We start from the raw sequence: 24,700 nt of genomic DNA on the forward strand, positions 1-24,700 counted from the left end.
GCTATGCGAGGAGAACGCCATGGAGACGAGAACGGTCGTATCGGAGTTCACCGGAACCGCGCTGTTGGTCCTCTTCGGAGTCGGTTCCCTGGTCCTGGCGGGCGACTACATCAACGCCGTCGGCATCTCGCTCGCCTTCGGCTTCCTCTTCATCGCGATCGCCTACGCGTTCGGCCGCATCTCGGGCTGCCACATCAACCCCGCGGTCACCCTGGGGATGCTGCTGGCCGGGCGGATCGACGTCCGCAGGGCCGTCCAGTACTGGATCGCGCAGCTGGTCGGCGGAATCGTGGGCGCCGCGGTGCTCTATCTGCTGGCCAAGCAGGTGCCGAGACTGCGCACGGACGACGCGTTCGGCAGCAACGGCTACGGCGGCCGGTCACCGCTGGGCATCGGCGCGGGCGGGGCCTTCCTCGCCGAGGTCCTGCTGACGTTCCTGCTGGTCTTCGTCTTCCTCACGGTGACCCGGAAGCCGGAGACGGCCGGGGTCGAACCGGTGCCGGTGGGGCTCGCGCTCGCCGCTGTCAACCTGGTCGGCATCCCGCTGACCTGGACCTCCGTGAACCCGGCGCGCAGCCTGGGCCCGGCGCTGTTCGCGGGCGGCGGGGCGCTCTCCCAGCTGTGGCTGTTCCTGGTCGCGCCCATGGTCGGCGGGGTGCTCGCGGCCGTCGCCCACCGGTTCACCCACCTCCACCCGGCGGGTCAGGCCGAGGAGGAGCAGGCCGCGCAGCCGCGGCCCGGCCCGTGGGGGCGGATGCGCGGCGGGCGCCGCCCCGAGACGGGCGGCCCCGAGACGAGGGGACCGGAGGCGGCGTGACCCCGGTCCTCCGACCGGGGGCGCCGCCCCCGCCCCCGGCCCGGTCAGAAGACCGGGCCGGTGAACTTCTCGCCGGGCCCCTGGCCCGGCTCGTCCGGGACGGCCGACGCCTCACGGAAGGCGAGCTGCAGCGATTTGAGGCCGTCCCGCAGCGGGGCCGCGTGGAAGGAGCTGATCTCGGTGGCGCTCGCCGTGATCAGACCGGCGAGCGCGTTGATCAGCTTCCGTGCCTCGTCCAGGTCCTTGTGCTGCGGGCCCTCCTCGGCCAGTCCGAGGTTCACCGCCGCGGCGCTCATCAGGTGCACCGCGACCGTCGTGATCACCTCGACCGCGGGAACGTCCGCGATGTCACGGGTCATACGGTCGAAGTCGGGGGCCGGCTGCCCGCTGTTGGCGTCGCTCATGGTGGTCGAAGGCTCGCTTCCTGGTGGATGATGGCCTCCACCCTAGGACGCCGCCCGGCGGCCGCTCGTACCGGTCGGGGGAACCGGCCGTGTGACATGGGTGACGGGCCCCGACGGCCCTCGTCCGGCCCTCCCGCGCGACCGCCCGGTGAGCGTCCCGCGCGGGTCCTGGTATCGTAGGTAAACGACCGGCCGGTCACTCGCGTGTCCGGCCCACAAGTGGAGGCTCCGAACTCCCACCTCTCGGCTCACGGCCGGCAGGTCATCGGTCAGGCTGCGCCCCGCGGTGACATCGCGGCGGTGCTCCCGGTCAGTGAGGAGCCCCGCCTGTGTACCGTCCCGGGGCGTTTTGTGCTTCTCGGCTCGGTGGTCTCAAAACAGACGTTACGCGGCAGTCCGCCAGGCGGTCGCGTGGTGCAACCGAGGAGGATCCATCAGCGCCGAGCCCCGCATCAACGACCGGATTCGCGTCCCCGAGGTGCGACTCGTCGGTCCCAGTGGCGAGCAGGTCGGCATTGTGCCGCTTGCCAAGGCCCTGGAGCTTGCGCAGGAGTACGACCTCGACCTCGTCGAGGTGGCGGCGAACGCTCGCCCGCCGGTCTGCAAGCTCATGGACTACGGAAAGTTCAAATACGAGTCGGCCATGAAGGCCCGTGAAGCGCGCAAGAACCAGGCGCACACGGTCATCAAGGAGATGAAGCTCCGGCCGAAGATCGACCCGCACGACTATGACACCAAGAAGGGTCACGTCGTCCGGTTCCTCAAGCAGGGCGACAAGGTCAAGATCACGATCATGTTCCGTGGCCGTGAGCAGTCCCGGCCGGAGCTCGGCTTCCGGCTGTTGCAGCGGCTCGCCGAGGACGTCCAGGACCTGGGCTTCGTGGAGTCCAACCCCAAGCAGGACGGCCGAAACATGATCATGGTTCTCGGTCCGCACAAGAAGAAGACCGAGGCGATGGCCGAAGCCCGTGAGGCGCAGGCCGCCCGCAAGGCCGAGCGCCAGGGCGCCGGCCACGCGGAGGAGCCCGCCGAGGAGCCCGCCGAGGCGTGACCGTGAGGCGTGAGCCTCGACCGCCCGCCCCGCCCGGGACCCCCGCCGGTTCCGGACACCAACCGAAACACATGACGCTTCCGTACGCCGGATCGTGGTAACCGCCGCGCCTCGGCCGCCCGGACGGCGTCCCCGACGAGGAGTGAACGGCGACATGCCGAAGAACAAGACGCACAGCGGTGCCAGCAAGCGTTTCAAGATCACCGGCTCCGGCAAGGTCATGCGCCAGCGCGCCGGTCGCCGCCACCTTCTCGAGCACAAGCCGTCCACGCTGACGCGCCGCCTGGAGGGCAAGGTCGAGATGGCCCCGGCCGACGCCAAGAAGATCAAGAAGCTTCTCGGCAAGTGACGCACCCGCCCCGCCCGACCGGCGGGGCGCGCGTCAGGCCGACCGGGACCTATTCGTTTCCGGGCCGTGTGAGTCACCCGCGGCCCCGTACAAGGAGTTAAACAAGTGGCACGCGTCAAGCGGGCAGTCAACGCCCACAAGAAGCGCCGGGCGATCCTCGAGCAGGCCAGCGGCTACCGGGGCCAGCGCTCCCGCCTGTACCGCAAGGCCAAGGAGCAGGTCACCCACTCTCTGGTCTACAACTACAACGACCGCAAGAAGCGCAAGGGCGACTTCCGGCAGCTGTGGATCCAGCGCATCAACGCCGCTGCCCGCGCCAACGGCATGACGTACAACCGCTTCATCCAGGGTCTGAAGGCCGCCAACATCGAGGTGGACCGCAAGATCCTCGCCGACCTCGCGGTCAACGACGCCAACGCGTTCGCCGCGCTGGTCGAGGCGGCGCAGAAGGCGCTGCCGAGCGACGTCAACGCGCCGAAGGCCGCCTGACCCTCGCGCCACCGGGCCCGCAGGTGATCCCTCACCTGCGGGCCCGCCCACGTCGGCGCCCCGCCGCCGGTTCCGTAACCGGGTGCGGCCCGGTGGCCCGCTCGGCGCCCGCCGGTGCCCCTGGGGCTCGCTCCCGGGTTCGGGAAGGGGCGGGGTGGGGACGACCCACGCCGCGCCACCACCACACCGCACGAGAAAGCGCGCAGCCCATGGCGACCCCCGAGCTGACGTCCCTGCGATCGCCGCGCGTCACCGCGGCCAGACGGCTCGCCAAGCGCAGCTTCCGCGGCAAGGAGCGCCGGTTCATCGTGGAGGGCCCGCAGGCCGTCCGCGAGGCGATCGCGCACCTGGTCGAGGTGTACGCGACGCCCGACGCCGCCGCCCGGCACACCGGCATCGTCGAGGCCGCCCGCGCCGCCCGCGTCCCGGTCCTCACCGCGTCCGAGGACGTGATCGCGGAGATGTCCGACACGGTCACCCCCCAGGGCATCGTGGGCCTCTGCCGCTTCCTGGACGCGCCGTTCGAGGAGATCCTGCGGGCCCGCCCCCGGCTGGTCGCGGTCCTGGCGAACGTGCGGGACCCCGGCAACGCCGGGACCGTGCTGCGGTGCGCGGACGCGGCCGGGGCGGACGCGGTCGTGTTCACGGACGCCTCCGTGGACCCGTACAACCCCAAGGCGGTGCGCGCCTCCGTGGGGTCGCTCTTCCACCTCCCGGTGGCCACCGGCGTGCCCGTCGAGGAGGCCGTCGGCGGTCTGAAGGAGGCCGGGGCGCGGGTGCTGGCCGCGGACGGGGCGGGGGAGCGCGACCTGGACGCGGAGCTGGACGACGACAGCCTCGGCGCGCCCACCGCCTGGATCTTCGGCAACGAGGCCTGGGGCCTGCCGGAGGCTACCCGCGCACTCGCGGACGAGGTGGTGCGCGTTCCGATCCACGGCAGAGCCGAAAGCCTCAACCTCGCGACGGCCGCCGCCGTGTGCCTCTACGCCTCCGCTCGTGCGCAGCGCGCTCCCGCAGGGTGCCGTTCCGTGACCGGGACCTAGTAGGGTTTGCCCCCACACGAGGCCCAGGAGGGGGTGTGGGGATGGACGTCAGGACCTCCGGCGCCAGGGCGGCTGCGGCCGATGCCCACGCGCCCGGACGGACGCTGCCGGGCCCCGGCGGACACGACCGCCGGGAGCCGGGGACGGTGCACGGCGCGCACGATCCGTACGAGGCGCTGGGCGCGCTCGGCCTGCACCCGGACGATCTGCCCGACGGCCTGGTCGTGGCCGACGAGACGGGCCGGGTCATCTGCTTCAACGCGGCGGCGGGCCGCATCACCGCCATCCGCCCCGCCGACGCGATCGGTCAGCGGCTGGAGCGCGCGCTCCCGTTAGAGGACCTGGACGGCCGGCGCTGGTGGGCGCTGACCGATCCGTACGGAGGGCTGGCCACCCGCGTCGGCCAGCCCGAGCGCAATCTGCTGTTGCCCGGCGGCCACGAGGTCCTGGTCTCGGCCCGCTACGTGCGCGAGCGGCCGACCGGACCCGTGCGCCGCCTCGTCGTCTCGCTGCGCGGCACCGAGGCCCGGCGGCGCACCGAGCGCAGCCACGCCGAGCTGATCGCGACCGTGGCGCACGAGCTGCGCTCCCCGCTGACCTCAGTGAAAGGCTTCACGGCGACGCTGCTGGCGAAGTGGGAGCGGTTCACCGACGACCAGAAGCGGCTGATGCTGGAGACGGTCGACTCCGACGCCAACCGGGTCACCCGGCTGATCGCCGAGCTGCTGGACATCTCCCGGATCGACTCCGGCCGGCTGGAGGTGCGCCGCCAGCCGGTGGACGTCGCGGCCGCCGTGCGCCGCCATGTGCAGGCGCTCACCACGGCCGGGCACACCGCCGAACGCTTCATGATCAAGGTGCGGGGCCCGCTGCCCGGTCTGTGGGCCGATCCGGACAAGATCGACCAGGTGCTGGGCAACCTGCTGGAAAACGCGGTGCGCCACGGCGAGGGAACCGTCACCATCGAGGTGGCCCCCGCACCGCACCGGCCCGCGGCGGGCGGCCCCGTCGTCGAAAGGACCGCCATCACCGTGAGCGACGAAGGCTCGGGCATCCCGGAGGAGTCGATGAGCCGCGTCTTCACCCGCTTCTGGCGGGGCAGCAAGCGCGGCGGCACCGGGCTGGGGCTGTACATCGTCAAGGGCATCGTCGAGGCGCACGGTGGGACGATCACCGTCGGACGGGCCGCCGGGGGCGGCGCCGAGTTCCGATTTACGCTGCCCGTGGGCACCCCGGCCTACCTGGCCTGAGCGTCCCCACGGGCTTCCCGGGGAACAGCAGACCCTCCGCGCCCCTTAGACTCGGGCCCTGGCACCTTTGGCGTCCCTCTGTGGTCGCTCATGTGGTCGCAAGCGTCGCAGCCGTCGAGCGGGGCCGCGCAGCCTCAGGGCCCCTCCCAGCGGTAGCTGGGGGACAATCGGAAGCACAGGAAGAGATGTCGGCACCGAATAAGTCGTACGACCCTGTCGAGGTCGAGGCACTGAAACCGGAAGAGATCGCCCGGATGCGGGACGAGGCGCTGGACGCCATCGCCGCCGCGGGGGATCTCGAAGCGCTGCGCGAGGTGAAGGTCGCCCACACCGGAGACCGCTCGCCGCTCGCCCTCGCCAACCGCGAGATCGGCGCCCTGCCGCCGCACGCCAAGGCGGACGCGGGCAAGCGCGTCGGCCAGGCCCGCGGCCAGGTCACCCAGGCCCTGAAGGCCCGGCAGACGGAGCTGGAGGCGGAGCGCGACGCCCGGGTGCTGGTCGAGGAGGCGGTGGACGTCACCCTGCCGTACGACCGCACCCCGGCCGGCGCCCGCCACCCCATCACCACGCTCTCCGAGCGCATCGAGGACGTCTTCGTGGCCATGGGCTACGAGGTGGCCGAGGGCCCGGAGGTCGAGGCCGAGTGGTTCAACTTCGACGCCCTCAACTTCCCGCCGGACCACCCCGCCCGGGAGATGCAGGACACCTTCTTCGTGCGGGGCGCCAACGAGGGGGAGCCCTCCGGGGTGGTGCTGCGCACCCACACCTCGCCGGTGCAGATCCGGTCGATGATCGAGCGCACGCCGCCGATCTATGTGATCTGCCCGGGGCGTACCTTCCGCACCGACGAGCTGGACGCCACCCACACCCCCGTCTTCAGCCAGGTCGAACTGCTGGCCATCGACGAGGGCCTGACCATGGCCGACCTCAAGGGCACCCTCGACCACATGGTGCGGGCGCTGTTCGGCGAGGGCATGACCACCCGGCTGCGGCCGAACTTCTTCCCGTTCACCGAGCCGTCCGCCGAGATGGACATGCGGTGCTACGTGTGCCGCGGCGAGTCCGTCGGCAACCCGGACCGCCCGTGCCGCACCTGCTCCAGCGAGGGCTGGATCGAGCTGGGCGGCTGCGGCATGGTCAACCCGCGGGTGCTCATCGCCTGCGGCGTCGACCCGGAGAAGTACAGCGGGTTCGCCTTCGGCTTCGGCATCGAGCGGATGCTGATGTTCCGGCACAACGTGGAAGACATGCGAGACATGGTCGAGGGTGACGTGCGCTTCACCCGGCCCTTCGGGATGGAGATCTGATGCGGGTCCCGCTTTCGTGGCTGCGGGAATACGTCGACCTGCCGGCCGGTGAGACCGGCCGCGACGTGCAGGCCAAACTCGTCGCCGCCGGCCTGGAGGTCGAGACGGTCGAGCAGCTCGGCGCCGGTCTCAAGGGCCCCCTGGTGGTCGGCCAGGTGCTGGCCATCGAGGAGCTGGAGGGTTTCAAGAAGCCCATCCGCTACTGCCAGGTCGACGTCGGCCAGGCCAACGGCACCGGTGAGCCGCAGAACATCGTCTGCGGCGCCCGGAACTTCCGCGAGGGCGACAAGGTCGTCGTCGTGCTGCCCGGCGCCGAACTGCCCGGCGGCTTCGCGATCTCCGCGCGCAAGACCTACGGCAAGACCTCCGAAGGCATGATCTGCTCCGCCGGCGAGCTGGGCATGTCCGACGACCACGACGGCATCATCGTGCTGCCGCCGGAGCACGAGGTCGGCACCGACGCGATCGAGCTGCTGCAGCTCGTCGACGAGGTCCTGGACATCGCGGTCACCCCCGACCGCAGCTACTGCCTGTCGATGCGCGGCATCGCCCGGGAGACCGGCATCGCCTACGAGCTGCCGCTGCGCGACCCGGCCCTGCTGGACGTGCCCGCGCCCAACAGCCACGGCTACCCGGTCAAGGTCGCCGACCCGGTCGGCTGCGACCGCTTCACCGCCCGTACGGTCACCGGGCTCGACCCCGAGGCGCACTCCCCGATCTGGCTGCGGCGCCGGCTCCAGAAGGCGGGCCTGCGGCCCGTCTCGCTCGCCGTCGACGTCACCAACTACGTGATGCTGGAGATCGGCCAGCCGCTGCACGCCTACGACCGCTCCCGGGTCACGGGCGCGATCGGCGTACGCCGCGCCGAGCCGGGCGAGAAGCTCACCACCCTCGACGGCACCCAGCGCGTCCTGGACGCCGAGGACCTGGTCATCACCGACGACAGCGGGCCGATCGGCCTCGCCGGGGTCATGGGCGGCGCCAACACCGAGATCGCCGACGCCGTCGCCGATCCCGGGACCGGCCGGGTCCAGGGCACCACCGACGTCGTCATCGAGGCCGCGCACTTCGCCCCGGTCCCGATCGCCCGCACCGCCCGCCGCCACAAGCTGTCCTCCGAGGCGTCCCGGCGGTTCGAGCGCGGTGTCGACCCCGAGGCCGCCTCCGCGGCCGCCCAGCGCGCCGTCGACCTGCTGGTGCTGCTCGCGGGCGGCAGCGCCGAGGCGGGCGTCACCGAGATCATCTCGCCCGGCGCCCCGCACACCATCACGCTGCGCGCCGACCACCCGGACCGGGTCGCGGGCGTGGCGTACGGCCGCGAGACCGTGGTGCGGCGCCTCCAGCAGATCGGCTGCGACGTCTACGGCGCGGACGACCTCACCGTCACCGTGCCCAGCTGGCGGCCCGACCTGCGTGACCCGAACGACCTCGCCGAGGAGGTCATCCGGCTGGAGGGCTACGAGAACCTGCCCTCCACCCTGCCGCAGCCGCCCTCCGGCCGCGGACTGACCGAGCGTCAGCGGCTGCACCGCCGGGTCGGCCGGGCGCTGGCCGGGGCCGGTTACGTCGAGGCGCTGAACTACCCGTTCATCGGCGAGGAGGTGCTGGACCAGCTCGGCCTCGCCGCCGACGACCCGCGGCGCGACCTGGTCCGCCTGGTCAACCCGCTCTCCGACGCCGAGCCCGCGCTGCGCACCACCCTGCTGCCCGGGCTGCTCGCCGCGCTGCGCCGCAACGCCGGACGCGGTGAGCTGGACCTCGCGCTCTTCGAAACCGGCCTGGTCTTCCGCGCCACCGGCGACGAGCCCCCGGCCGTCCGCCTCCCCGTCGACCACCGGCCGACGGACGAGGAGATCGCCCGGCTCGACGCCGCCCTCCCGAGCCAGCCGCGGCGCGCCGCCGTCGTCCTCGCGGGCGACCGGCAGCAGGCCGGCTGGTGGGGCAAGGGCACCCCGGTCAGCTGGGCCGACGCCGTCGAGGCGGGCCGTACCGTGGCGCGCGAGGCGGGCGTCGAACTGATCGTCCGCCAGGACCAGCAGGACCCCTGGCACCCGGGCCGCTGCGCCGCGCTGCTCGCCGTCGTCGACGGCGAGGAGATCCTCGTCGGCAACGCCGGTGAGCTGCACCCGCGCGTGACCAAGGCGCTCGGCCTCCCGGAGCGCACCTGCGCGATGGAGATCGAGCTGGACCGCCTGCAGCGGGCGGGCACCGGCCCGGTGACGTCCCCGCACGTGTCCGCCTTCCCGGTGGCCACCCAGGACGTCGCCCTGGTGGTCGACGACTCGGCCGCCGCGGCCGACGTCGAGAAGGCGCTGCGCGAGGGCGCGGGCGAACTGCTCGAATCGCTGCGGCTGTTCGACGTCTTCACCGGCGAGCAGCTGGGCGAGGGCAAGAAGTCCCTGGCGTACGCGCTTCGCTTCCGCGCCCCGGACCGCACCCTGACCGCCGACGAGGTCGCGGTGGCCCGCGACGCCGCGGTGGCCGTGGCGGCCGAGCGCACCGGCGCCACCCTGCGCGGCGCCTGACGCCGTACCCCCCGAAGGGGCGCACCCCGCTACGGGGTGCGTCCCTTCGGCGTTTCGTTGGAGGGTTCACACGATCGGGTGGGAATCGGAGGGGGGTGGTCCTTTTGGCAGTCGCTGTCGCGAGAATCGTTCCGGTGGCTGCGAGTGGGGGCGACGCATGATCGGGACCAGGGCGGTGTGCGGCGGGAAGCTCGGGCTCGTGCCGGCGGGGGTGTGGCTGCTCTGCTGTGTGCTCGTATCGCGGTGGCACGGGCTCTGCGGTTCGCTGCTCGCCGCCGTCCTCCCCCTCGCGTACGCGGTCCGGGCCCGCCGCTCCCGGCTGGTCCGCGAGCTGGAGCGGGCCCGCGAAGTGGCCGCCGCCGCACAAGGGGTGGTGCTGCGGCCGCTGCCGTCCCGGCTGGAGGGGATCGAGCTGGCGGGCGGCTGTCTGTCGGCCAGCCGCGGCGCCGCGCTCGGCGGCGATCTGTACGAGGTGCTGGCCACCGCGCACGGCGTCCGCGCCGTCATCGGGGACGTACGCGGCCACGGCCTCGCCGCCATCGGCACCGTCGCCGCCGTGCTCGGCAGCTTCCGCGAGGCGGCCCACGAGGAGCCCGAACTCGCCGGTGTCCTCAGGAGGCTGGACCGGGCGCTGCGGCGCCACCTCGGCGACGACCGCGGCGAGGAGTTCGTGACCGTCCTGCTGCTGGAGATCGGCCCCGGCGGCGAGGTGACCGCGCTCAACTGCGGCCACCCCTGGCCCTACCGGCTCTACGAGCAGCCCTTGGGCCCGGCGTTGGCCCGGCAGACCACGCCCGGTGAGGTCCTGCCCCCGCTCGGCCTCTTCCCGCTGCCCGCCGAACTGCCCCTGGCCCGCTGCACCGCGCTGCGCCCCGGGGACGCACTGGTCCTGCACACCGACGGGGCCGAGGACGCGCGCGACGCGCACGGCACGTTCTTCCCGCTGCGCCACGCCCTCGGCGAGGCCGCGGGCAGCGGCCCCATCATCCCCGCGGCCGTCGTCGCGGCGGTGCGGACGGCGGTGCTGCGCCACACCGGCGGCCGGCTCGCCGACGACATCGCCCTGGTGGCGCTGCGCAACGACCGCTGCCCGCTGCCCGCGAGCTTCACACCCCGTGTGAAACGGACTTCACTACGCTGAGAGGCGCGTAAGTCCACCGGGAGGGCGACATGGAGCCCAACACACTGCTCGACTCCGTACTCGACGAGGCCGGAATCTCCCACGCCGGTCTGGCCGCGCACATCAACGAGGCGGGCCGGGCCCGCGGCATGAAGCTGCGGTACGAACACACCGCGGTCGCCCGCTGGCTGAAGGGCCAGCGGCCGCGCGGCCACGTGCCGGACCTCATCTGCGAGGTGCTCGGCGAGCGGCTGCACCGCGCCCTCACCCTCGACGACATCGGACTCGGCACACCCGGCACCCCGCGCGCCCCCGCCACCCCGCTGTCCGGCTTCGTCGAGCGCGCCACCGCGCTGTGGCGCTCCGACGAACAGCAGCGCCCGCACGTCATAGGAGCCCCCGCGGTCACCGGCACGCCCGCCGTGATCCCGGTGTGGGAGTGGGAGAACCCGCCCGAGGACTCCGACGTCTCCCGCCACGGCCTCACCCGCGTGTCCATGACCGACATCGAGATGCTGCGCGCCGGCCGCGCCCACTACGAGCAGATGTACCGCAAGGCCGGCGGCGTCGCGACCAGAGCCCGCGTCGTCGGCTTCCTCAACTCCGAGACCGCGCCCCTGCTGCGCGGCGCCTACGCCGACGACATGGGCCGTCAACTGCACCGGGCGACCGGCGGACTGGTCGCCATCGCCGGGATCTGCGCGTACGACTCCAACGCCCACGGCCTGGCCCAGCGCTACTTCCACCAGGCGCTGCGGCTCGCCAAGGCCAGCGGCGACCGGGGACTCGGCGCGTATGTGATAGCGCTGCTCGTCACCCAGTCCCTGTTCATGAAGGAGTACCGGCAGGCCGTCGCCTTCGCCGAATCGGCGCTGCGCGCCGCGGGGGCCCAGATCACCCCGGCGCTCGCCGCCGACCTGTACGCGATGCAGGCCAAGTCCTACGCGCGGCTCGGCGACGGGCACAGCGCGCTGGCCTGCATCCGGCGTGCCGAGACGGCCGCCGACCGGATCAGACCCGGCCAGGAGCCCGACGAGACCGGCTATGTGCAGCCGGGCCTGGTCAACATCCAGGTGGCGGAGGCGCTGCTCAGCCTCGGTGACCTCGGCGCCGCCCGGGAACACGCCGCCGCGGCGGTCGGCACGCCGACCCACGACCGGGGCCGGGTGCACCGGCTCGCCATGCTCACCCACATCGAACTGCGGCAGGGAGACGCGGACCGGGCGGGCGCCACCGCGGTCGAGATGACCGAAAGGGCCCGGGGCATGGAATCCCAGAGGTTACGCGACCGGCTCCGCGCGGTACGTGAACACCTGGCCGCCAGCGAGTGCGCCGCGACGCACGAGGCCGCCGAACTCATCGACGGGGCCCTGCGCGTTCCGCTCTGACCGTGGCCGCCGCGGCCCCTTCCCGTGGCCGCGCTCTCGCCAGCGGTTGGCCGCGAGGATTGCCATCTCTCCGACGGAAGGTGGCCGACCAGTGCGATGGAAGAATCTCACGGAGCAGACCGTGTACGAGAACCGATGGTTCCGGGTCAACCTCGCCGACGTCAGACTCCCCGACGGCCGTCATCTGGATCACTATCTGATCCGGCTGCGGCCGGTGGCCGTGGCGACGGTCGTCAACGAGGCGAACGAAGTACTGCTGCTGTGGCGGCACCGTTTCATCACCGACAACTGGGGCTGGGAACTGGCCGCGGGGGTCGTCGAGGACGGTGAGGACATCGAGATCGCGGCGGCGCGCGAGATGGAGGAGGAGACCGGCTGGCGCCCCGGCCCGCTGCGCCATCTGCTGTCCGTGGAGCCCTCCAACGGGCTCACCGACGCCCGGCACCACATCTACTGGGCCGAGGAGGCCGAGTACGTCGGACCCCCGGAGGACGACTTCGAGTCGGACCGCCGCGAATGGGTTCCGCTGAAGCTGGTGCCCGATCTGGTCGCGCGCGGTGAGGTGCCCGCGGCGAACATGGCGGCTGCCCTGCTGCTGCTCCACCACATCCGCCTGGGCTGAGCCCCACCGCGCGGACCACGGCAGGCCGCGGGGTACTGGCCGGGAACGGCTAGTGTCCCGCCGCCTGCCACACCGCCAGCGCCAGCGCGGATACCCCCGTCAGAGCGGCGATGGAGGGCAACGGCCAGCGTCCGTGCTCCAGGACGCGCATGCGCACGGCCAACTGGTCCAGCTCCTCCTCCGTCTGCTCTCCGCGGTGGTCGTGCAGGATGAGCCGGCCGTCGACGCGGGCGAAGCCCACTTCGACGCTCCGGCGGAGTTCCGCGAGCTCCACGGCTAACGCGGTCTGCTCGGGCTCGGTGGTCACGGGTTTGCTCCCCTTCCGGATGTACGTCCGTGCTGCACTGTTCACGCTCCGAGTCAACCGCGTGACCGGGCGGCGCGGGAGAGTGTGTGGGGATTGTGTGTGAGTCACCGGCGCACACCCCGTGCGAACGGCGTCGCCACCGGTGTGCGTACGCCTACGCCTACGCCTACGCCTACGCCTACGCCTACGCCTACGCGTACTCGTAGAAGCCCGAGCCCGTCTTGCGGCCCAGCCGGCCCGCGTCGACCATGCGCAGCAGCAGCGGGGGAGCGGCGTACAGCGGCTCCTTGTATTCGGAGTACATCGAGTCGGCGATGGCCGCGATGGTGTCCAGACCGATCAGGTCGGACAGCTTGAGCGGGCCCATCGGATGGGCGCAGCCCATCTCCATGCCGTTGTCGATGTCCTCGCGGGTGGCGACACCGGAGGAGAACATCCGGATGGCGGACAGCAGATACGGGATCAGCAGCGCGTTGACGACGAAACCGGCCCGGTCCAGGGCGTGGATCGCGTGCTTGCCGAGCATGCCCTCGACCAGCGCCTCGGATCGCTTGATGGTCTCCTCACCGGTGGTGAGCGCCGGGATCAGCTCGACCAGCGACTGCACCGGGGCCGGGTTGAAGAAGTGGATGCCGATGACCTGGTCCGGGCGCGAGGTCGCGACGGCCAGCTTGACCAGCGGGATGGACGAGGTGTTCGAGGCGAGGATGGCGTCCGGGCGGGTCACCACCTGGTCCAGGACCTGGAAGATCTGCGTCTTGATCTGCTCGCTCTCGACGACGGCCTCGATGACCAGATCGCGGTCGGCGAACTCCCCGAGGTCCGTGGTGAAGCTCAGCCGCTCCAGCGTCGCGTCCCGCTCCTCCTCGGTGATCTTGCCGCGGGCGGCGGCCTTGTCGAGAGAGGTGGTCAGGCGGGTGCGGCCGATCTCCAGAGCCTCGCCGGTGGTCTCGGCGACCTTGACCTCCAGGCCGGATCGCGCACACACCTCCGCGATGCCCGCTCCCATCTGGCCGCAGCCCACTACTCCGACGCGTTCGATGTCGGTCACATCGTGCCTTTCGCTGAGCTAGCTGTCGTGTGTTGCTCCCCCTGCCGACCAGACGTTACCTCCCGGTTGGGCGCGGCGGACGGGCCGGGGCCGCATTGGCAAGCCCCGGCCCGCCCGTGTTCACGGTGTGCTGATGGCTCCGTTACGAGATGTCTCCGCGCAGGATCCCGCGGCCGTTCGTGCCGACGTAGACCCGGCCGTAGACCCGTGGGTCGCCGGTGATGGTGGCGCCGGTCCAGCCCCACTGACGCGTGTCGTCGTTGATCCGGGTCCAGCTCTTCCCGGCGTCGGTGGAGCGGAAGATGCCGCGTACCCCGCCGATCTTCGCGCTGGTGTAGAGCGTCTGGTACGAGGCGCCGGGGGCGGCCTTGCCGAAGCCGATGGTGTCGGCCTGCTGGACGCTCGGCAGCTTGGTGAAGGTCGCGCCGGAGTCCGTGGAGTGCCACAGCCCGTACGCGCCGTTCGCGGTGCCGCCCGCGAGCCAGATGTCGCCCTCCGCGCCCGGTACCGCCTTGAAGCGCACGCTCTCGGCGGGCAGCCCGGACGACGTCCTGGCGGCGAAGGTGGCACCGCCGTCGGTGCTCACGTAGAAGGTGCCGGACTTGTAGCCGTAGAACTTCTTCGGGTTCTTGCGGTCGGACTCGACCACCGCCCCGGCCGGGATGCCGCTGGAGGCCGTCCAGGAGTTGCCGAAGCCGGTGGTGCGGTAGACGGCCGACGCGCCGTCGGGGCTCCAGACGAAGCCGCTGCCGTCCGCCGCAGCGGCCACCGTGCCGCCGCCGGTGACGCCGGGCGGCTCGGTGCCCTGGAACCAGTTGGCGCCGTTGTCGGTGGAGAAGGCGACGCGTGGGGCGGTGTCGTTGTTGCCCACCCGCACCACGGTGTTCGGGCTGCTCTCGGCGTAGTCCAGGCTGGTGGTCGTGGTGAACGACGGTGAGGCGTACATCTTCGCGGGCACCGCGTCGAGATCGGTGTGGCGGAAGCCGCCGATGTCGCCGAGCGCGCTCAGCAGCGGAGCGCCGGACGGCGGGCTGGCCAGGTCGTTGACCGCGGTCTCCTCCAGGCCCTTCACCATCGGCGTGATCTTCGCCTGGCCGCCGGAGTCCCACGCGGTCAGGTTCTCGGTGCCGTAGACCGTCGCGCCGGTGCCGTACATCATGCGGTTGGAGTCGAACGGGTCGATCTCCAGCGCCTCGGTCATCCAGCCCAGCTTCGGGGTGACCTCGGGCGGCGTCGGGTTGGTGCCGAAGGACAGCCAGGGGACGGACGAGATGTCCTGGGTGTAGCGGAAGGACCGGTTCGGGTAGTTGGTGTAGTCCCAGGCGCGGGTCCAGGTGGCGCCGGAGTCGGTGGAGCGGAAGATCTGGGTGTCCGGCCACCAGGAGCTGTAGCCGGTCACCATGAGGGTGCCGGGCTTCTGGCGGTCCACGGTGAGCCCGCTGTAGCCGAAGGAGGTGTCGGCGTCCGCCATGGGGCTGATGTTCTTCCACTCGCCGGTGGCGGTCGCATACCGCCACACCTGGCCCTTGTCGCCGTCGTACGGGCCGCCCTTGTCGCTCGTGGTGAGGTACAGGTAGCCGTTCTTCGCGTCCAGGACGCCTTTGTGGGACAGGTAGCCGGTGGGCTGCCCGGCCAGCCGCGACCAGGTGGCGCCCGCGTCGGTCGAGCGGTAGACCGTGTTGTCCTTGTCGGCCACGCCCACGTAGATGGTCTTCGTGGCGCTGCCGGAGGAGCCGGTGCGCTCGTCGAACGTCACCCACACCACGCCCTGGTTGTCGCTCGCGTAGCCGCTGGTGTCGTTCGGGTCCTGGACGTAATTGCCGGGGTTGGGGAAGGCGGTCACCTTCGACCAGCTGACCCCGGAGTCGGTGGAGCGCCACAGGCCGTTGCCGCTGGGCGCGCCGAGGTACAGCACGCTGTTGCGGTTCGGGTCGACCGCCAGCCGTTCGCCCATGCCACGGCCCGGCATGTTGCCGCCGAGCTTGAAGGGGAGCGTGGCCGCCTGCCACGTGGCGCCCCGGTCGGAGGAGCGCAGGACCGCGCCGTTGCCCGGGTCCCAGCTGTTGGTGTACGTACCGGCCGCCGCGTACACCTTGTCCGGCGCGACCGGGTCGCTGGCCAGGCTGACCACGCCGGTCCAGCCCCAGTGGTCCCAGCCCACCGAGTCCAGCAGCGGCACCCACCGCTTTCCGGACTGGTCCCAGCGGTACGCGCCGCCGATGTCGGTGCGGGCGTAGGCCAGGTTCTTCTCCTTGCGGTTGAAGACGATGCCGGGGACGAATCCGCCGCCGTCGATGCGGACGTTCTTCCAGCTGTAGCTGTCGGCCGCGCTTCCGGCCGCGGTGGTGGGGGAGTCGTCGGGGCGGGCCGCCGCGGGGGCGGCGGCCGCGGTGAGTAATCCGCCGACGAGTGCCAGCGCGGCGACGAGCGCGCCGAGCGGGGTTCTCCTGCCTCTGCTGCGCACGGGAACTTCCTCTCCGGGCGTGGGGGTGTGAGGGGGTGATGTGGGAGCGCTCCCATGCGTGCGTGTCTTGATGTTAACGGCCGGATGGCCGTGCGAGAAGAGTGAAGTCACGGGGTACCCATTGCCGCCCGCCCTCAAGGCGCCCATCATCGGCTGGAGTTGCGCCTCAGTGAGGAGTGGGCATGGGTCGGATCACGGGCATCACACGACGAAGCCTGACGGCCGCGGCCGCCGGGGCGCTGACCACGGCCGCCCGGCCGGGCGAGGCGGCGGCGGCCGGGCGGGGGCACAGACGTGAGTTCCGCGGGATGTGGCTGGCCACGGTCGCGAACCGCGACTGGCCCGCCCGCCCCGGGCTCCCCGCCGCCGAACAGCGGGCCTCGCTGCTGGCCTTCCTCGACACCGCCGTCGAGCGGCGGCTCAACGCGGTCGTCTTCCAGGTCCGGCCCACCGCCGACGCGCTGTGGCCGTCCCCGTACGAGCCCTGGTCGGAGTGGCTGACCGGGACGCAGGGCCAGGACCCGGGCTGGGACCCGCTGGGCACCGCGGTGCGCGAGGCGCACCGGCGCGGCCTGGAGTTGCACGCCTGGTTCAACCCGTACCGCGTCGCGAACCACGCCGACCCCGGCAGGCTGCTGCCCACCCATCCGGCCCGGGTGCACCCGGAGTGGGTCGTGGGTTACGGCGGCAAGCTCTACTACAACCCCGGGCTGCCCGAGGTCCGCCGCTTCGTCCAGGACGCGATGCTGCACGCGGTCGCGCGCTACGACATCGACGCCGTCCACTGGGACGACTACTTCTACCCCTATCCGGTGGCGGGCCAGGTCTTCGACGACGACGCGGCGTACGCGCGCCACGGCGCGGGCTTCCCCGACCGGGCCGCCTGGCGGCGGAACAACATCGACCTGCTGGTGCGGGAGACCGCCGTACGCATCAAGCGGCTGCGGCGGGGCGTGCGGTTCGGCATCAGCCCCTTCGGCGTGTGGCGCAACCGCGCCGCCGATCCGCTCGGCTCCGACACCCGGGCCGGGGTGCAGACCTACGACGACCTGTACGCGGACACCCGGCGATGGGTGCGGGAGGGCTGGATCGATTACGTCGTCCCGCAGGTGTACTGGAACATCGGCTTCGCCGCCGCCGACTACGCCACCCTCGTGCCCTGGTGGGCGGAGGTGGTGCGGGGCACCGGCGTCGGCCTCTTCATCGGCGAGGCGCTGTACAAGGCGGGCGATCCCGCGCAGCCCGCACCCTGGCAGGACCCGGCGGAACTGTCCCGCCACCTCACGCTCTGCGCGGAGTATCCGCAGGTGCGGGGGAACGTGTACTTCTCGGCGAAGGAAGTGGCCGCCGACCGCAACGGCGCCATGGCGCGCGTGGTCGCCGACCACTATCCGTCCCGCGTACGTCCGCCCCGCTGAGCCCGGCCCGCGGCCGGGCCGCCCTCGGCACCGTTACCGCTACCGCGGCCGCTGTCCGGCGGGCAGGTGGCGTACGACGGAGTCGGGTCCGGGGGAGAACAGACATTCGTGACCGTCGTCCTCGTAACGGACGCGGTACGGCGGTTCACCGTGGTCCCCGAGCACTTCGATGATCTCTGCGGTCCGGTCGTGAACTCCGACAACCCTGCCGTGCACCAGCAGCTTGTCGCCTACGGTCGCCTCCATCTGCGTGACCTCCTGTAGTACGGCTACCCGGAGGGCGATGCGATCCCTGTGGCCAGTCTATGGCCGGTCCACCCGGATCGCGCCCGCCGGATTTCGCCGGGCCCGCGCGGGTCACCCCCGTTGGGTCACGCCGATGCACACCAGGACCGCGACGGCGGCGATCGGCGCGGCGGGGCCGATGTGTTCGCCGAGCAGCAGCACCGACCACACCAGGGTCAGCAGCGGCTGGGCCAGCTGCAGCTGGCTGGCCCGGGCCACGCCGATGGCGGCCATGCCGCGGTACCAGACGACCAGCCCCACGAACTGCGAGCCCACCGCCAGCCACAGCAGCCCGGCGACGGCGTGGCCGCCGAGCCGCACGTCCTCAACGGACAGCGCGACCGCCGCGCCCGGGAGCGCCACCGGAACGCAGGCCACCAGCGCCCAGCCGATCACCTGCCAGCCCGGCATGTCGCGGGCCAGCCGCCCGCCCTCCGCGTAGCCCGCGGCGCACACCAGCAGCGCGCCGAAGAGATACAGATCGCCGGTGGCCGGCGCGCCGCCGCTCTGCTGCACCGCGAATCCGATCACCACCGCGGCCCCGGTGAGCGCCGCCGCCCAGAACCGGCGCGAGGGCCGCGCCCCGGTGCGTACGGCGGACACGGTGGCCGTGGTCAGCGGCAGCAGCCCCACGACCACGGCGGCGTGGGAGGTGGTGGAGGTCTGCAGCGCGAGCGTGGTCAGCAGCGGGAACCCGACCACCACCCCGGCCGCGACCACCAGCAGCCCGGGCCAATGGCGCCGCTGCGGCGGCGCCACCCGCCGCGCCGCGAGCGCGCCCCCGGCCACCAGCGCGGCGAGCACCACCCGGCAGGTGGTCACCGACCAGGGGCCGAGCCCTTCCAGGGCCCAGGCGGTGCCGGGGAAGGTGAGGGAGAAGGCGACCACCCCGAGGGCGGCCGACAGCGTCCCGCTCCGGGTGGGAGCGGTTGCCGCGACGGTGTCGGGGGCACCGCTCACCGCTATCGTGCCGTGGGCAGTAGCGCTATCCTGTGTTCTCATGCACGAGCGTAGCAGTGTCGCTGAACTGGCAGAAGCTCTGCGGCATGAGCTGAATCGCTACTCTCCCGGTGAGAAGCTGCCGTCCAGTCGTGCCCTGGTCGAACGCCACCGGGTGAGCCCCGTCACCGTCTCCCGCGCGCTGGCCGCGCTTGCCGCCGAGGGGCTGGTCGTCACCCGGCCCGGCGCCGGTGCCTTCCGCGCCGCGCCGCGGGTCGAGGTGCCGCGGGCCGGGGACACCTCCTGGCAGGAGGTCGCGCTGAGCGTCGAGACGCCCGGTGAATCGGTCCCGCGATCGGTCGACGCCTCGGGCGTCCTGGCCACCCTCGCCGTCCCGCCGCCCGGAATCCTGGAGCTGAACAGCGGCTATCCGCACCCCTCGCTCCAGCCCGAGCGGGCGCTGGCCGCCGCCCTCGCCCGGGCCGGGCGCCGGCCCGGCGCCTGGGGCCGCCCGCCCATGGAGGGCCTGCCCGAGCTGCGCGCCTGGTTCGCCCACCAGATCGGCGGCCGCGGCGGCGCCGTCACCGCCGCCGACGTCCTGGTCACCGCGGGCGGCCAGTCCGCGCTGACCTGTGCGCTGCGCGCCCTCGCCCCGCCCGGCGCGCCCATCCTGGTCGAGTCGCCCACCTATCCCGGCATGCTCGCCACCGCCCGCGCCTCCGGGCTGCGCCCGGTCCCCGTCCCGGCCGACGCCGACGGCATCCGTACCGATCTGCTCGCCGAGGCGCTGCGGGCGGGCGGCGCCCGCGTCGTCGTCTGCCAGCCGCTGTTCCAGAACCCGACCGGCGCGGTGCTCTCCGCCGAACGGCGCCGCGAGGTGATCCGGATCGCGCGCGAGGCGGGCGCGTTCGTGATCGAGGACGACTTCGCGCGCTACCTCGTCCACGAGGACGCGCCCCCGCTGCCCGCGGCCCTCGCCGCGGACGACCCCGACGGGGTGGTGGTCCACGTCCGCTCCCTCACCAAGGCCACCTCGCCCAGCCTCCGGGTCGGCGCGCTCGCCGCCCGCGGCCCGGCGCTGGAGCGGCTGCGCGCGATCCAGGTCGTGGACAGCTTCTTCGTCCCGCGCCCGCTGCAGGAAGCCGCGCTGGAACTGGTCGGCGCGCCGTCCTGGACGCGCCATCTGCGGACCGTCGCCGCCGGACTGCGCACCCGCCGCGAGGCGCTGGTCACCGCGGTCCGCCGCGAGCTGCCCGGCCTGCCGTCCCCGCACGTCCCGCCCGGCGGCTTCCACCTGTGGCTGCGTCTGCCGCACGGCACCGACGAGGGCGCGCTCGCCTCCGCCGCGCTGCGCGCCGGAGTCGCGGTGGCCTCCGGCCGCCCGTACTTCAGCGCCGAGCCGCCCGCGCCGCACGTCCGGCTGAGCTTCGCCTCGGTCGCGGGCACCGGCGACCTCGCCGAGGGCGCGCGGAGGTTGCGCACCGCGTGCGACGAGGTGCTGGAGTAGAACACGGCGGGACGACGCGGTGGACCCGGACCTCTCACTTCTCGCACAGGACCGCTCCCGCGCGGCCGCCGAACCGTACGATGCGCGAATGACGTTTCGGCTGACGCTGGTCGCCGCCGCCTCGACCTCCTCGCGGCTCGGGGAACGCTTCGGCGACGACCGGCCGCTGGATCCGGAGGGGCGCCGCGCCGCCGAGCGCGCGGCGCCTCTCCTCCTGCCGCTGGCCGCGGCCGAGCTGCGCTACTGCTCGCCGTCGCCGCGCAGCCGGGAGACCGGCCTCGTGCTCGGGTTCACCCCGCTCGTCCAACTCGCCCTGCGCGACTGGGACATGGGCCGCTGGAGCGGCCGTACCCTCGCCGATGTGATGGCGCGTGAGCCGCGCGCTGTCGACGTGTGGCTCGCCGACCCCCGCTCCGCGCCGTACGGCGGCGAATCGCTGCTGGCGTTCATCACCCGGGTCGGCGGCTGGCTGGACACCCGGCCGGTCGAGGAGCACGTCAAGGTGCTCGCGGTGGCCGACCCCGGGGTGATACGCGCCGCCCTGACGTACGCCATCAAGGCGCCGCCGCACTGCTACTGGAACGTCGAGGTGACCCCGCTGTCCACGGTCACCCTCACCGGCCGCGCCGGGCAGTGGCGGCTGCGGGTGGAGGGCGGCGCGCCGGGCTGAGCGCCGCTACCGCACCGCCCACGGATTCGTCCACGTCGTCGGCGTCACCGCGATGGACACCAACCTCACCGTGCACCTCATCCTCTGACGCCCCACGGACACGCTCAGGCCGCGCCGTGGAAGCGGCGGTGCAGCGTACGGACCTCCTCGGCGAGCACGGGATACGGGCCCGCCACCACCGCGCCGGGCACGACCTCCCGGATCGGCAGGGCCCGGACCGGCGGCGCCGGCACGCCGAGTTCGGCGAGCCAGCCCGCCAGCTGCTCCGAGGAGCTGGCGTACACGATGCGGCCGAGCCCGACCCAGCCGTGCGCGGCGGCGCACATCGGGCAGTGCTCGCCCGAGGTGTAGACGGTGGCCGCGGCCCGCTCCGCGGGCGTCAGCCGCCCCGCCGCCCAGCGCGCCAGGGCGAACTCCGGGTGGCGGGTGTGATCACCGCCCGCCACCCGGTTGTGGTCCTCGGCCAGGACGGTCCCGTCGGCGGCGACGAGCACCGAGCCGAAGGGTTCGTCGCCCGACTCCAGGGCCTCGGTCGCCAGCTCCACGCAGCGGCGCAGATGCCGCAGGTCGTCCTCGGTCGTGTTGTCGGCCACGATGCCTCCCCCTGGTGGTGATCCAAGGACAGCATGTCAAAAGGACAGCATGTCAATCCGCCAGTTCCTCGGCCAGCAGATCCATCAGCAGACCGTCGTGCCAGGTGCCGTCGGGCCCGCGCTCGTAGCGGCGCATCACGCCGACCGGACGGAACCCGGCCTTGCCGTAGGCGCGGATGGCGGCGGCGTTGTCCGCGGCCGGATCGATCACGATGCGGTGGTGGCCGTGGTCGCGGACGAGGTGCCGGGCCAGGGTGCGCACGGCGTCGGTGCCGAGCCCACGGCCGTGTACCGCCGGGTCCAGATAGATGTCGATGCTCGCGTGCCGGTAGTCGGGGTCCGTTTCGGCCGACCACTGGATCATGCCGACCACGGCCCCCTCGTACACCACGGCCAGGGTCTCGGTGTCCGGCTCGGCCAGGTCCTCCGTCACCGCCGCCACCAGGTCCTCGCCGCCCCGCCAGCGCGCGTACACCTCGGGCTTCGCGCGGATGGCGGCGAGCGTGGGGATGTCGGCGGGGACGGTGGGCCGCAAGCCCACCCGCGCGCCGTGCAGAGTCGTCCGCATGGACGCCGACGATGTCAGGAAGCGGGGGTGAGCACCAGCGGGGCGAACGCGTTTCAGACCCGCTCGGCCCTCTCCCGCAGCAGCCGGCGCTCGGGAGCGTTGCGGGTGAGGGAGGCGGCGCGCTCGAACTCGGCGCGGGCCTCCGCCCGCCGCCCCAGGCGCTCCAGCAGATCGCCTCGGACGCTCGGCAGCAGGTGGTAGTCGCGCAGCGCGGGGTCCGCGACCAGGGCGTCGACCAGTTCCAGCGCGGCCGCCGGGCCTTCTGCCATCGAGACGGCCACCGCCCGGTTCAGTTCCACCACCGGGGACGGGGTGAGCGCGGCCAGCCGGTCGTAGAGGGTGGTGATGGTTCCCCAGTCGGTGTCCTCGTAGCGGACCGCCCGCGCGTGGCACGCGGCGATCGCGGCCTGGAGGGCGTACGGGCCGTGGCCCGCCCGGTGCAGGGCCTCGACGCCGCGGTGGATGAGCAACCGGTTCCACCTGGCCCGGTTCTGGTCGGCGAGCAGCACCGGCGCGCCGTCCGGACCGGTGCGGGCCGGGATGCGGGAGGCCTGGAACTCCAGGAGCGCGGCCAGCCCGTGCACCTCGGGTTCCTTGGGCATGAGCCCCGCCAGCACCCGGGCCAGGCGCAGCGCGTCCTCGCACAGGGCGGGGCGCACCAGGTCGTCCCCGGCCGTCGCCGAGTAGCCCTCGTTGAAGATCAGGTAGATGACCTCCAGGACCGAGGAGAGCCGGGCGGTCCGGTCCTCGCCGTACGGCACCTCGAAGGGCACCCCGGCCTTGGCCAGAGACCGTTTCGCCCGCACGATCCGCTGGGCGACGGCCCCCTCGGAGGCCAGGAACGCGCGGGCGATCTCCTCCGTGGTCAGCCCGCCCAGCAGCCGCAGGGTCAGGGCGATCCGGGCCTCCGGCGACAGCACCGGATGGCAGGCGGTGAAGATCAGCCGCAGCAGGTCGTCGTCGATGCCGTCGGGGTCGTCGAGGGCCGCCGGATCGGGTGGCGGCACGTCCTCCAGGGCCCGCCCGACCTCGGCCAGCTTCCGCGCGTACGTCTCCTTGCGGCGTACGAGGTCGATCGCGCGGTGCTTGGCGGTGGCCATGAGCCAGGCTCCCGGCTTGTCCGGGACGCCCGACTCCGGCCACTGTTCCAGCGCGGCGATCAGGGCATCCTGCGCGAGTTCCTCGGCGATGCCGACGTCCCGCACGATGCGGGCGACACCTGCGATGATGCGCGCGGATTCGATCCTGAAGACCGCTTCGACCGTTTCGGTCGCGTTCGCTGCCGTCACGGCCACCCATCAGAGCAGCCGCCCGGTGGTGCGGCAAGCGGAACCGGATCGGTCCGGGAGCCTGATCAGCCCTCGTCGATCTGGCGGACCTCGGCGGTGACGGTCCAGTAGTCCTCGTGGGTCTCCAGGAACCGCTTGGTCCACTCCAGAGCCTCGGCCTTGTCCTTGGCCTGGATGAGGGAGTAGCCGCCGATGACCTCCTTGCTCTCGGTGAACGGCCCGTCGGTGTAGCTGATCTTGCCGCCGGACCAGGTGACCCGGGTGCCCTCGGAGGTGGGCTTGAGCCCGGCCGTGTCGAGCATGACGCCGGCCTTGGTGATCTCCTCCAGCAGGGCGCCCATGCGCTCCATCAGCTCGGGGCTGGGGCCCTCGGCGGGGGCGTTCTTCTCGTCGATGCGGATCAGGGTCAGAAAGCGCGGCATGGTGTCTCCTCGGTCGCCGGGGCGGGGCCACTCCCCGCCTCTCACCCTGACGTCGAACGGGAGACACCCGGATCGACAGCTCCCCGGAAAAAACTTCCGGCGATTTCTCCGGGGCGCCGTCGGCCCCTCGACGCTTGAGGGAACCGGCCTCGTCCGGGCGGTGTCCGGGTGAGCATGGCGAGCTTTGTGTTGCTGGTCCTGGTCTTCGCGCCGCTCCTGATGCCGCTCGTGTGCGCGGGCGCCGCCCTGGGGCTCGCGCTGCGGGCCTCCAGGCGGCTGCCGGGCAGCGGGTGGCATCTGCCGAGCGTCACGACATGCGTGCTGGTGATGGTCATGGCGGGCGCGGCGGCGTTCGGCGCGTACGCCTGGGGGGTGATGTCGGGGTTTTATGTCCTGGATCCGGATCAGGTGTGCGCGGTGCGGGGGCTGCCGGGAGATCGCATCGTGACGCGGGCGACGCTGCCGATCAGCGCGCAGTGCGTCACGGAGGGCGGCTTGGCGGCCGAGCTGGTGCCCGGCTGGGTGAATCCGGTGATCATCGGCGGACTGGCGCTTTTCGTGCTCGCCCTCATGGCGGGAATCCTCGCGGTGACGCGTCGGCGAGCACGCGGTCACCACGGGGACGTGACGGGGTCTTCAACTGCTGCTCTTCAAAGTCGAGTGAGTGAGCGTAACCATGTGTGAGTGAGTGTCGTTGTCAGAGCATGAATCTCACGGAATGGGCGAAGGCTCAGGGTGTGCATCCGCAGACCGCGTATCGCTGGTTCCGTGAGGGGACGCTGCCGGTACCGGCTCAGCGGGTCGGCCCGCGCACGATCCTCG

General features: G+C 72.6%; 25 protein-coding genes and 1 pseudogene. 16 read left to right on the forward strand and 10 right to left on the reverse strand.

What is annotated here, in order from left to right; genetic code table 11:
* Positions 1 to 19: 19 nt before the first annotated feature.
* Positions 20 to 817 (forward strand): MIP family channel protein, encoded by a 798-nt coding sequence (locus tag ASC60_RS33445; protein WP_055557454.1) that lies wholly within the window; start codon positions 20 to 22, stop codon positions 815 to 817.
* A gap of 44 nt (positions 818 to 861) precedes the next feature.
* On the opposite strand, the gene ASC60_RS33450 is transcribed toward ASC60_RS33445, so the two are convergent.
* Positions 862 to 1,221 (reverse strand): DUF1844 domain-containing protein, encoded by a 360-nt coding sequence (locus ASC60_RS33450; RefSeq protein WP_055557455.1) that lies wholly within the window; start codon positions 1,219 to 1,221, stop codon positions 862 to 864.
* A gap of 433 nt (positions 1,222 to 1,654) precedes the next feature.
* Between ASC60_RS33450 and infC the strand changes: the two genes are divergently transcribed.
* The 10 genes from infC (at position 1,655) to ASC60_RS33500 (ending at position 12,365) form a co-directional block, all read left to right on the forward strand.
* Positions 1,655 to 2,272 (forward strand): translation initiation factor IF-3, encoded by a 618-nt coding sequence (gene infC, locus ASC60_RS33455; RefSeq protein WP_079038790.1) that lies wholly within the window; start codon positions 1,655 to 1,657, stop codon positions 2,270 to 2,272.
* A gap of 154 nt (positions 2,273 to 2,426) precedes the next feature.
* Positions 2,427 to 2,621: a 50S ribosomal protein L35 gene (rpmI, locus tag ASC60_RS33460; protein WP_055557457.1), complete on the forward strand. Its 195-nt coding sequence runs from the start codon at positions 2,427 to 2,429 to the stop codon at positions 2,619 to 2,621.
* A 105-nt stretch (positions 2,622 to 2,726) separates the two neighbouring features.
* Positions 2,727 to 3,110 (forward strand): 50S ribosomal protein L20, encoded by a 384-nt coding sequence (rplT, locus tag ASC60_RS33465; RefSeq protein WP_009713826.1) that lies wholly within the window; start codon positions 2,727 to 2,729, stop codon positions 3,108 to 3,110.
* Positions 3,111 to 3,319: 209 nt separating this feature from the next.
* A complete protein-coding gene (locus ASC60_RS33470) occupies positions 3,320 to 4,153 on the forward strand; it encodes an RNA methyltransferase (protein ID WP_055557458.1) in 834 nt (277 codons plus the stop codon).
* A 41-nt stretch (positions 4,154 to 4,194) separates the two neighbouring features.
* Positions 4,195 to 5,403 carry an ATP-binding protein gene (locus ASC60_RS33475; RefSeq protein WP_055557459.1) on the forward strand — a complete coding sequence of 403 codons (1,209 nt, stop codon included), beginning with the start codon at positions 4,195 to 4,197 and terminating at the stop codon, positions 5,401 to 5,403.
* A 185-nt stretch (positions 5,404 to 5,588) separates the two neighbouring features.
* Positions 5,589 to 6,710 carry a phenylalanine--tRNA ligase subunit alpha gene (gene pheS, locus ASC60_RS33480; protein WP_055557460.1) on the forward strand — a complete coding sequence of 374 codons (1,122 nt, stop codon included), beginning with the start codon at positions 5,589 to 5,591 and terminating at the stop codon, positions 6,708 to 6,710.
* Positions 6,710 to 9,235: a phenylalanine--tRNA ligase subunit beta gene (gene pheT, locus ASC60_RS33485; RefSeq protein ID WP_055557461.1), complete on the forward strand. Its 2,526-nt coding sequence runs from the start codon at positions 6,710 to 6,712 to the stop codon at positions 9,233 to 9,235. Before pheS ends, pheT begins: the two co-directional genes overlap by 1 nt.
* Positions 9,236 to 9,392: 157 nt before the next feature.
* Positions 9,393 to 10,376, forward strand: coding sequence for a PP2C family protein-serine/threonine phosphatase (locus ASC60_RS33490; protein ID WP_055557462.1), 984 nt, complete (start codon positions 9,393 to 9,395; stop codon positions 10,374 to 10,376).
* Positions 10,377 to 10,405: 29 nt separating this feature from the next.
* Positions 10,406 to 11,743, forward strand: coding sequence for a hypothetical protein (locus ASC60_RS33495; protein ID WP_055557463.1), 1,338 nt, complete (start codon positions 10,406 to 10,408; stop codon positions 11,741 to 11,743).
* Between the two features lie 91 nt (positions 11,744 to 11,834).
* Positions 11,835 to 12,365 (forward strand): NUDIX hydrolase, encoded by a 531-nt coding sequence (locus tag ASC60_RS33500; RefSeq protein WP_055557464.1) that lies wholly within the window; start codon positions 11,835 to 11,837, stop codon positions 12,363 to 12,365.
* Between the two features lie 49 nt (positions 12,366 to 12,414).
* Here the strand turns inward: ASC60_RS33500 and ASC60_RS33505 are convergent, their stop codons facing one another.
* The 3 genes from ASC60_RS33505 to ASC60_RS33515 form a co-directional block, all read right to left on the reverse strand.
* Complete coding sequence (locus ASC60_RS33505; RefSeq protein ID WP_055557465.1) at positions 12,415 to 12,672, reverse strand: hypothetical protein; 258 nt, start codon at positions 12,670 to 12,672, stop codon at positions 12,415 to 12,417.
* A gap of 190 nt (positions 12,673 to 12,862) precedes the next feature.
* Positions 12,863 to 13,723, reverse strand: coding sequence for a 3-hydroxybutyryl-CoA dehydrogenase (locus tag ASC60_RS33510; protein ID WP_055557466.1), 861 nt, complete (start codon positions 13,721 to 13,723; stop codon positions 12,863 to 12,865).
* 142 nt (positions 13,724 to 13,865) lie between these two features.
* Positions 13,866 to 16,187, reverse strand: a complete 2,322-nt coding sequence (locus ASC60_RS33515; RefSeq protein WP_055557467.1) for a sialidase family protein — start codon at positions 16,185 to 16,187, stop codon at positions 13,866 to 13,868.
* A gap of 182 nt (positions 16,188 to 16,369) precedes the next feature.
* Between ASC60_RS33515 and ASC60_RS33520 the strand changes: the two genes are divergently transcribed.
* Positions 16,370 to 17,605 (forward strand): glycoside hydrolase family 10 protein, encoded by a 1,236-nt coding sequence (locus ASC60_RS33520; protein ID WP_055557468.1) that lies wholly within the window; start codon positions 16,370 to 16,372, stop codon positions 17,603 to 17,605.
* 39 nt (positions 17,606 to 17,644) lie between these two features.
* Here the strand turns inward: ASC60_RS33520 and ASC60_RS33525 are convergent, their stop codons facing one another.
* Entirely contained in the window at positions 17,645 to 17,851 is a 207-nt protein-coding gene (locus ASC60_RS33525; protein WP_009713813.1) for a DUF1918 domain-containing protein, read from the reverse strand.
* A 111-nt stretch (positions 17,852 to 17,962) separates the two neighbouring features.
* Complete coding sequence (locus ASC60_RS33530) at positions 17,963 to 18,892, reverse strand: DMT family transporter (RefSeq protein WP_055557469.1); 930 nt, start codon at positions 18,890 to 18,892, stop codon at positions 17,963 to 17,965.
* Here ASC60_RS33530 and ASC60_RS33535 point away from each other — a divergent pair.
* Together ASC60_RS33535 and ASC60_RS33540 are read left to right on the forward strand one after the other, a co-directional pair.
* Positions 18,891 to 20,336 carry a PLP-dependent aminotransferase family protein gene (locus ASC60_RS33535; RefSeq protein ID WP_055557470.1) on the forward strand — a complete coding sequence of 482 codons (1,446 nt, stop codon included), beginning with the start codon at positions 18,891 to 18,893 and terminating at the stop codon, positions 20,334 to 20,336. The two genes, ASC60_RS33530 and ASC60_RS33535, sit on opposite strands and share 2 nt — an antisense overlap.
* Positions 20,337 to 20,424: 88 nt before the next feature.
* Positions 20,425 to 21,006 carry a histidine phosphatase family protein gene (locus ASC60_RS33540; protein ID WP_055557481.1) on the forward strand — a complete coding sequence of 194 codons (582 nt, stop codon included), beginning with the start codon at positions 20,425 to 20,427 and terminating at the stop codon, positions 21,004 to 21,006.
* A gap of 104 nt (positions 21,007 to 21,110) precedes the next feature.
* Here ASC60_RS33540 and ASC60_RS33545 read toward each other — a convergent pair whose 3' ends face one another.
* The 4 genes from ASC60_RS33545 to ASC60_RS33560 form a co-directional block, all read right to left on the reverse strand.
* The gene (locus ASC60_RS33545) at positions 21,111 to 21,599 is read right to left on the reverse strand and encodes a nucleoside deaminase (protein WP_199831117.1); all 489 of its coding nucleotides are present in this window, start codon (positions 21,597 to 21,599) and stop codon (positions 21,111 to 21,113) included.
* Positions 21,600 to 21,651: 52 nt separating this feature from the next.
* The gene (locus ASC60_RS33550; RefSeq protein ID WP_055557471.1) at positions 21,652 to 22,167 is read right to left on the reverse strand and encodes a GNAT family N-acetyltransferase; all 516 of its coding nucleotides are present in this window, start codon (positions 22,165 to 22,167) and stop codon (positions 21,652 to 21,654) included.
* 53 nt (positions 22,168 to 22,220) lie between these two features.
* Positions 22,221 to 23,456, reverse strand: a complete 1,236-nt coding sequence (locus tag ASC60_RS33555) for an RNA polymerase sigma factor (RefSeq protein ID WP_055557483.1) — start codon at positions 23,454 to 23,456, stop codon at positions 22,221 to 22,223.
* Positions 23,457 to 23,521: 65 nt separating this feature from the next.
* Entirely contained in the window at positions 23,522 to 23,878 is a 357-nt protein-coding gene (locus tag ASC60_RS33560) for a YciI family protein (protein WP_055557472.1), read from the reverse strand.
* 174 nt (positions 23,879 to 24,052) lie between these two features.
* Here ASC60_RS33560 and ASC60_RS33565 point away from each other — a divergent pair, with 174 nt between their 5' ends.
* Together ASC60_RS33565 and ASC60_RS40130 are read left to right on the forward strand one after the other, a co-directional pair.
* The gene (locus tag ASC60_RS33565; RefSeq protein WP_199831118.1) at positions 24,053 to 24,562 is read left to right on the forward strand and encodes a hypothetical protein; all 510 of its coding nucleotides are present in this window, start codon (positions 24,053 to 24,055) and stop codon (positions 24,560 to 24,562) included.
* Positions 24,563 to 24,582: 20 nt separating this feature from the next.
* Positions 24,583 to 24,700 (forward strand): annotated as a pseudogene (locus ASC60_RS40130) (IS607 family transposase); the annotation flags it as partial.

The sequence above is a fragment of the Streptomyces sp. NBRC 110028 genome (assembly GCF_001417735.1).
Taxonomy (GTDB): domain Bacteria; phylum Actinomycetota; class Actinomycetes; order Streptomycetales; family Streptomycetaceae; genus Streptomyces.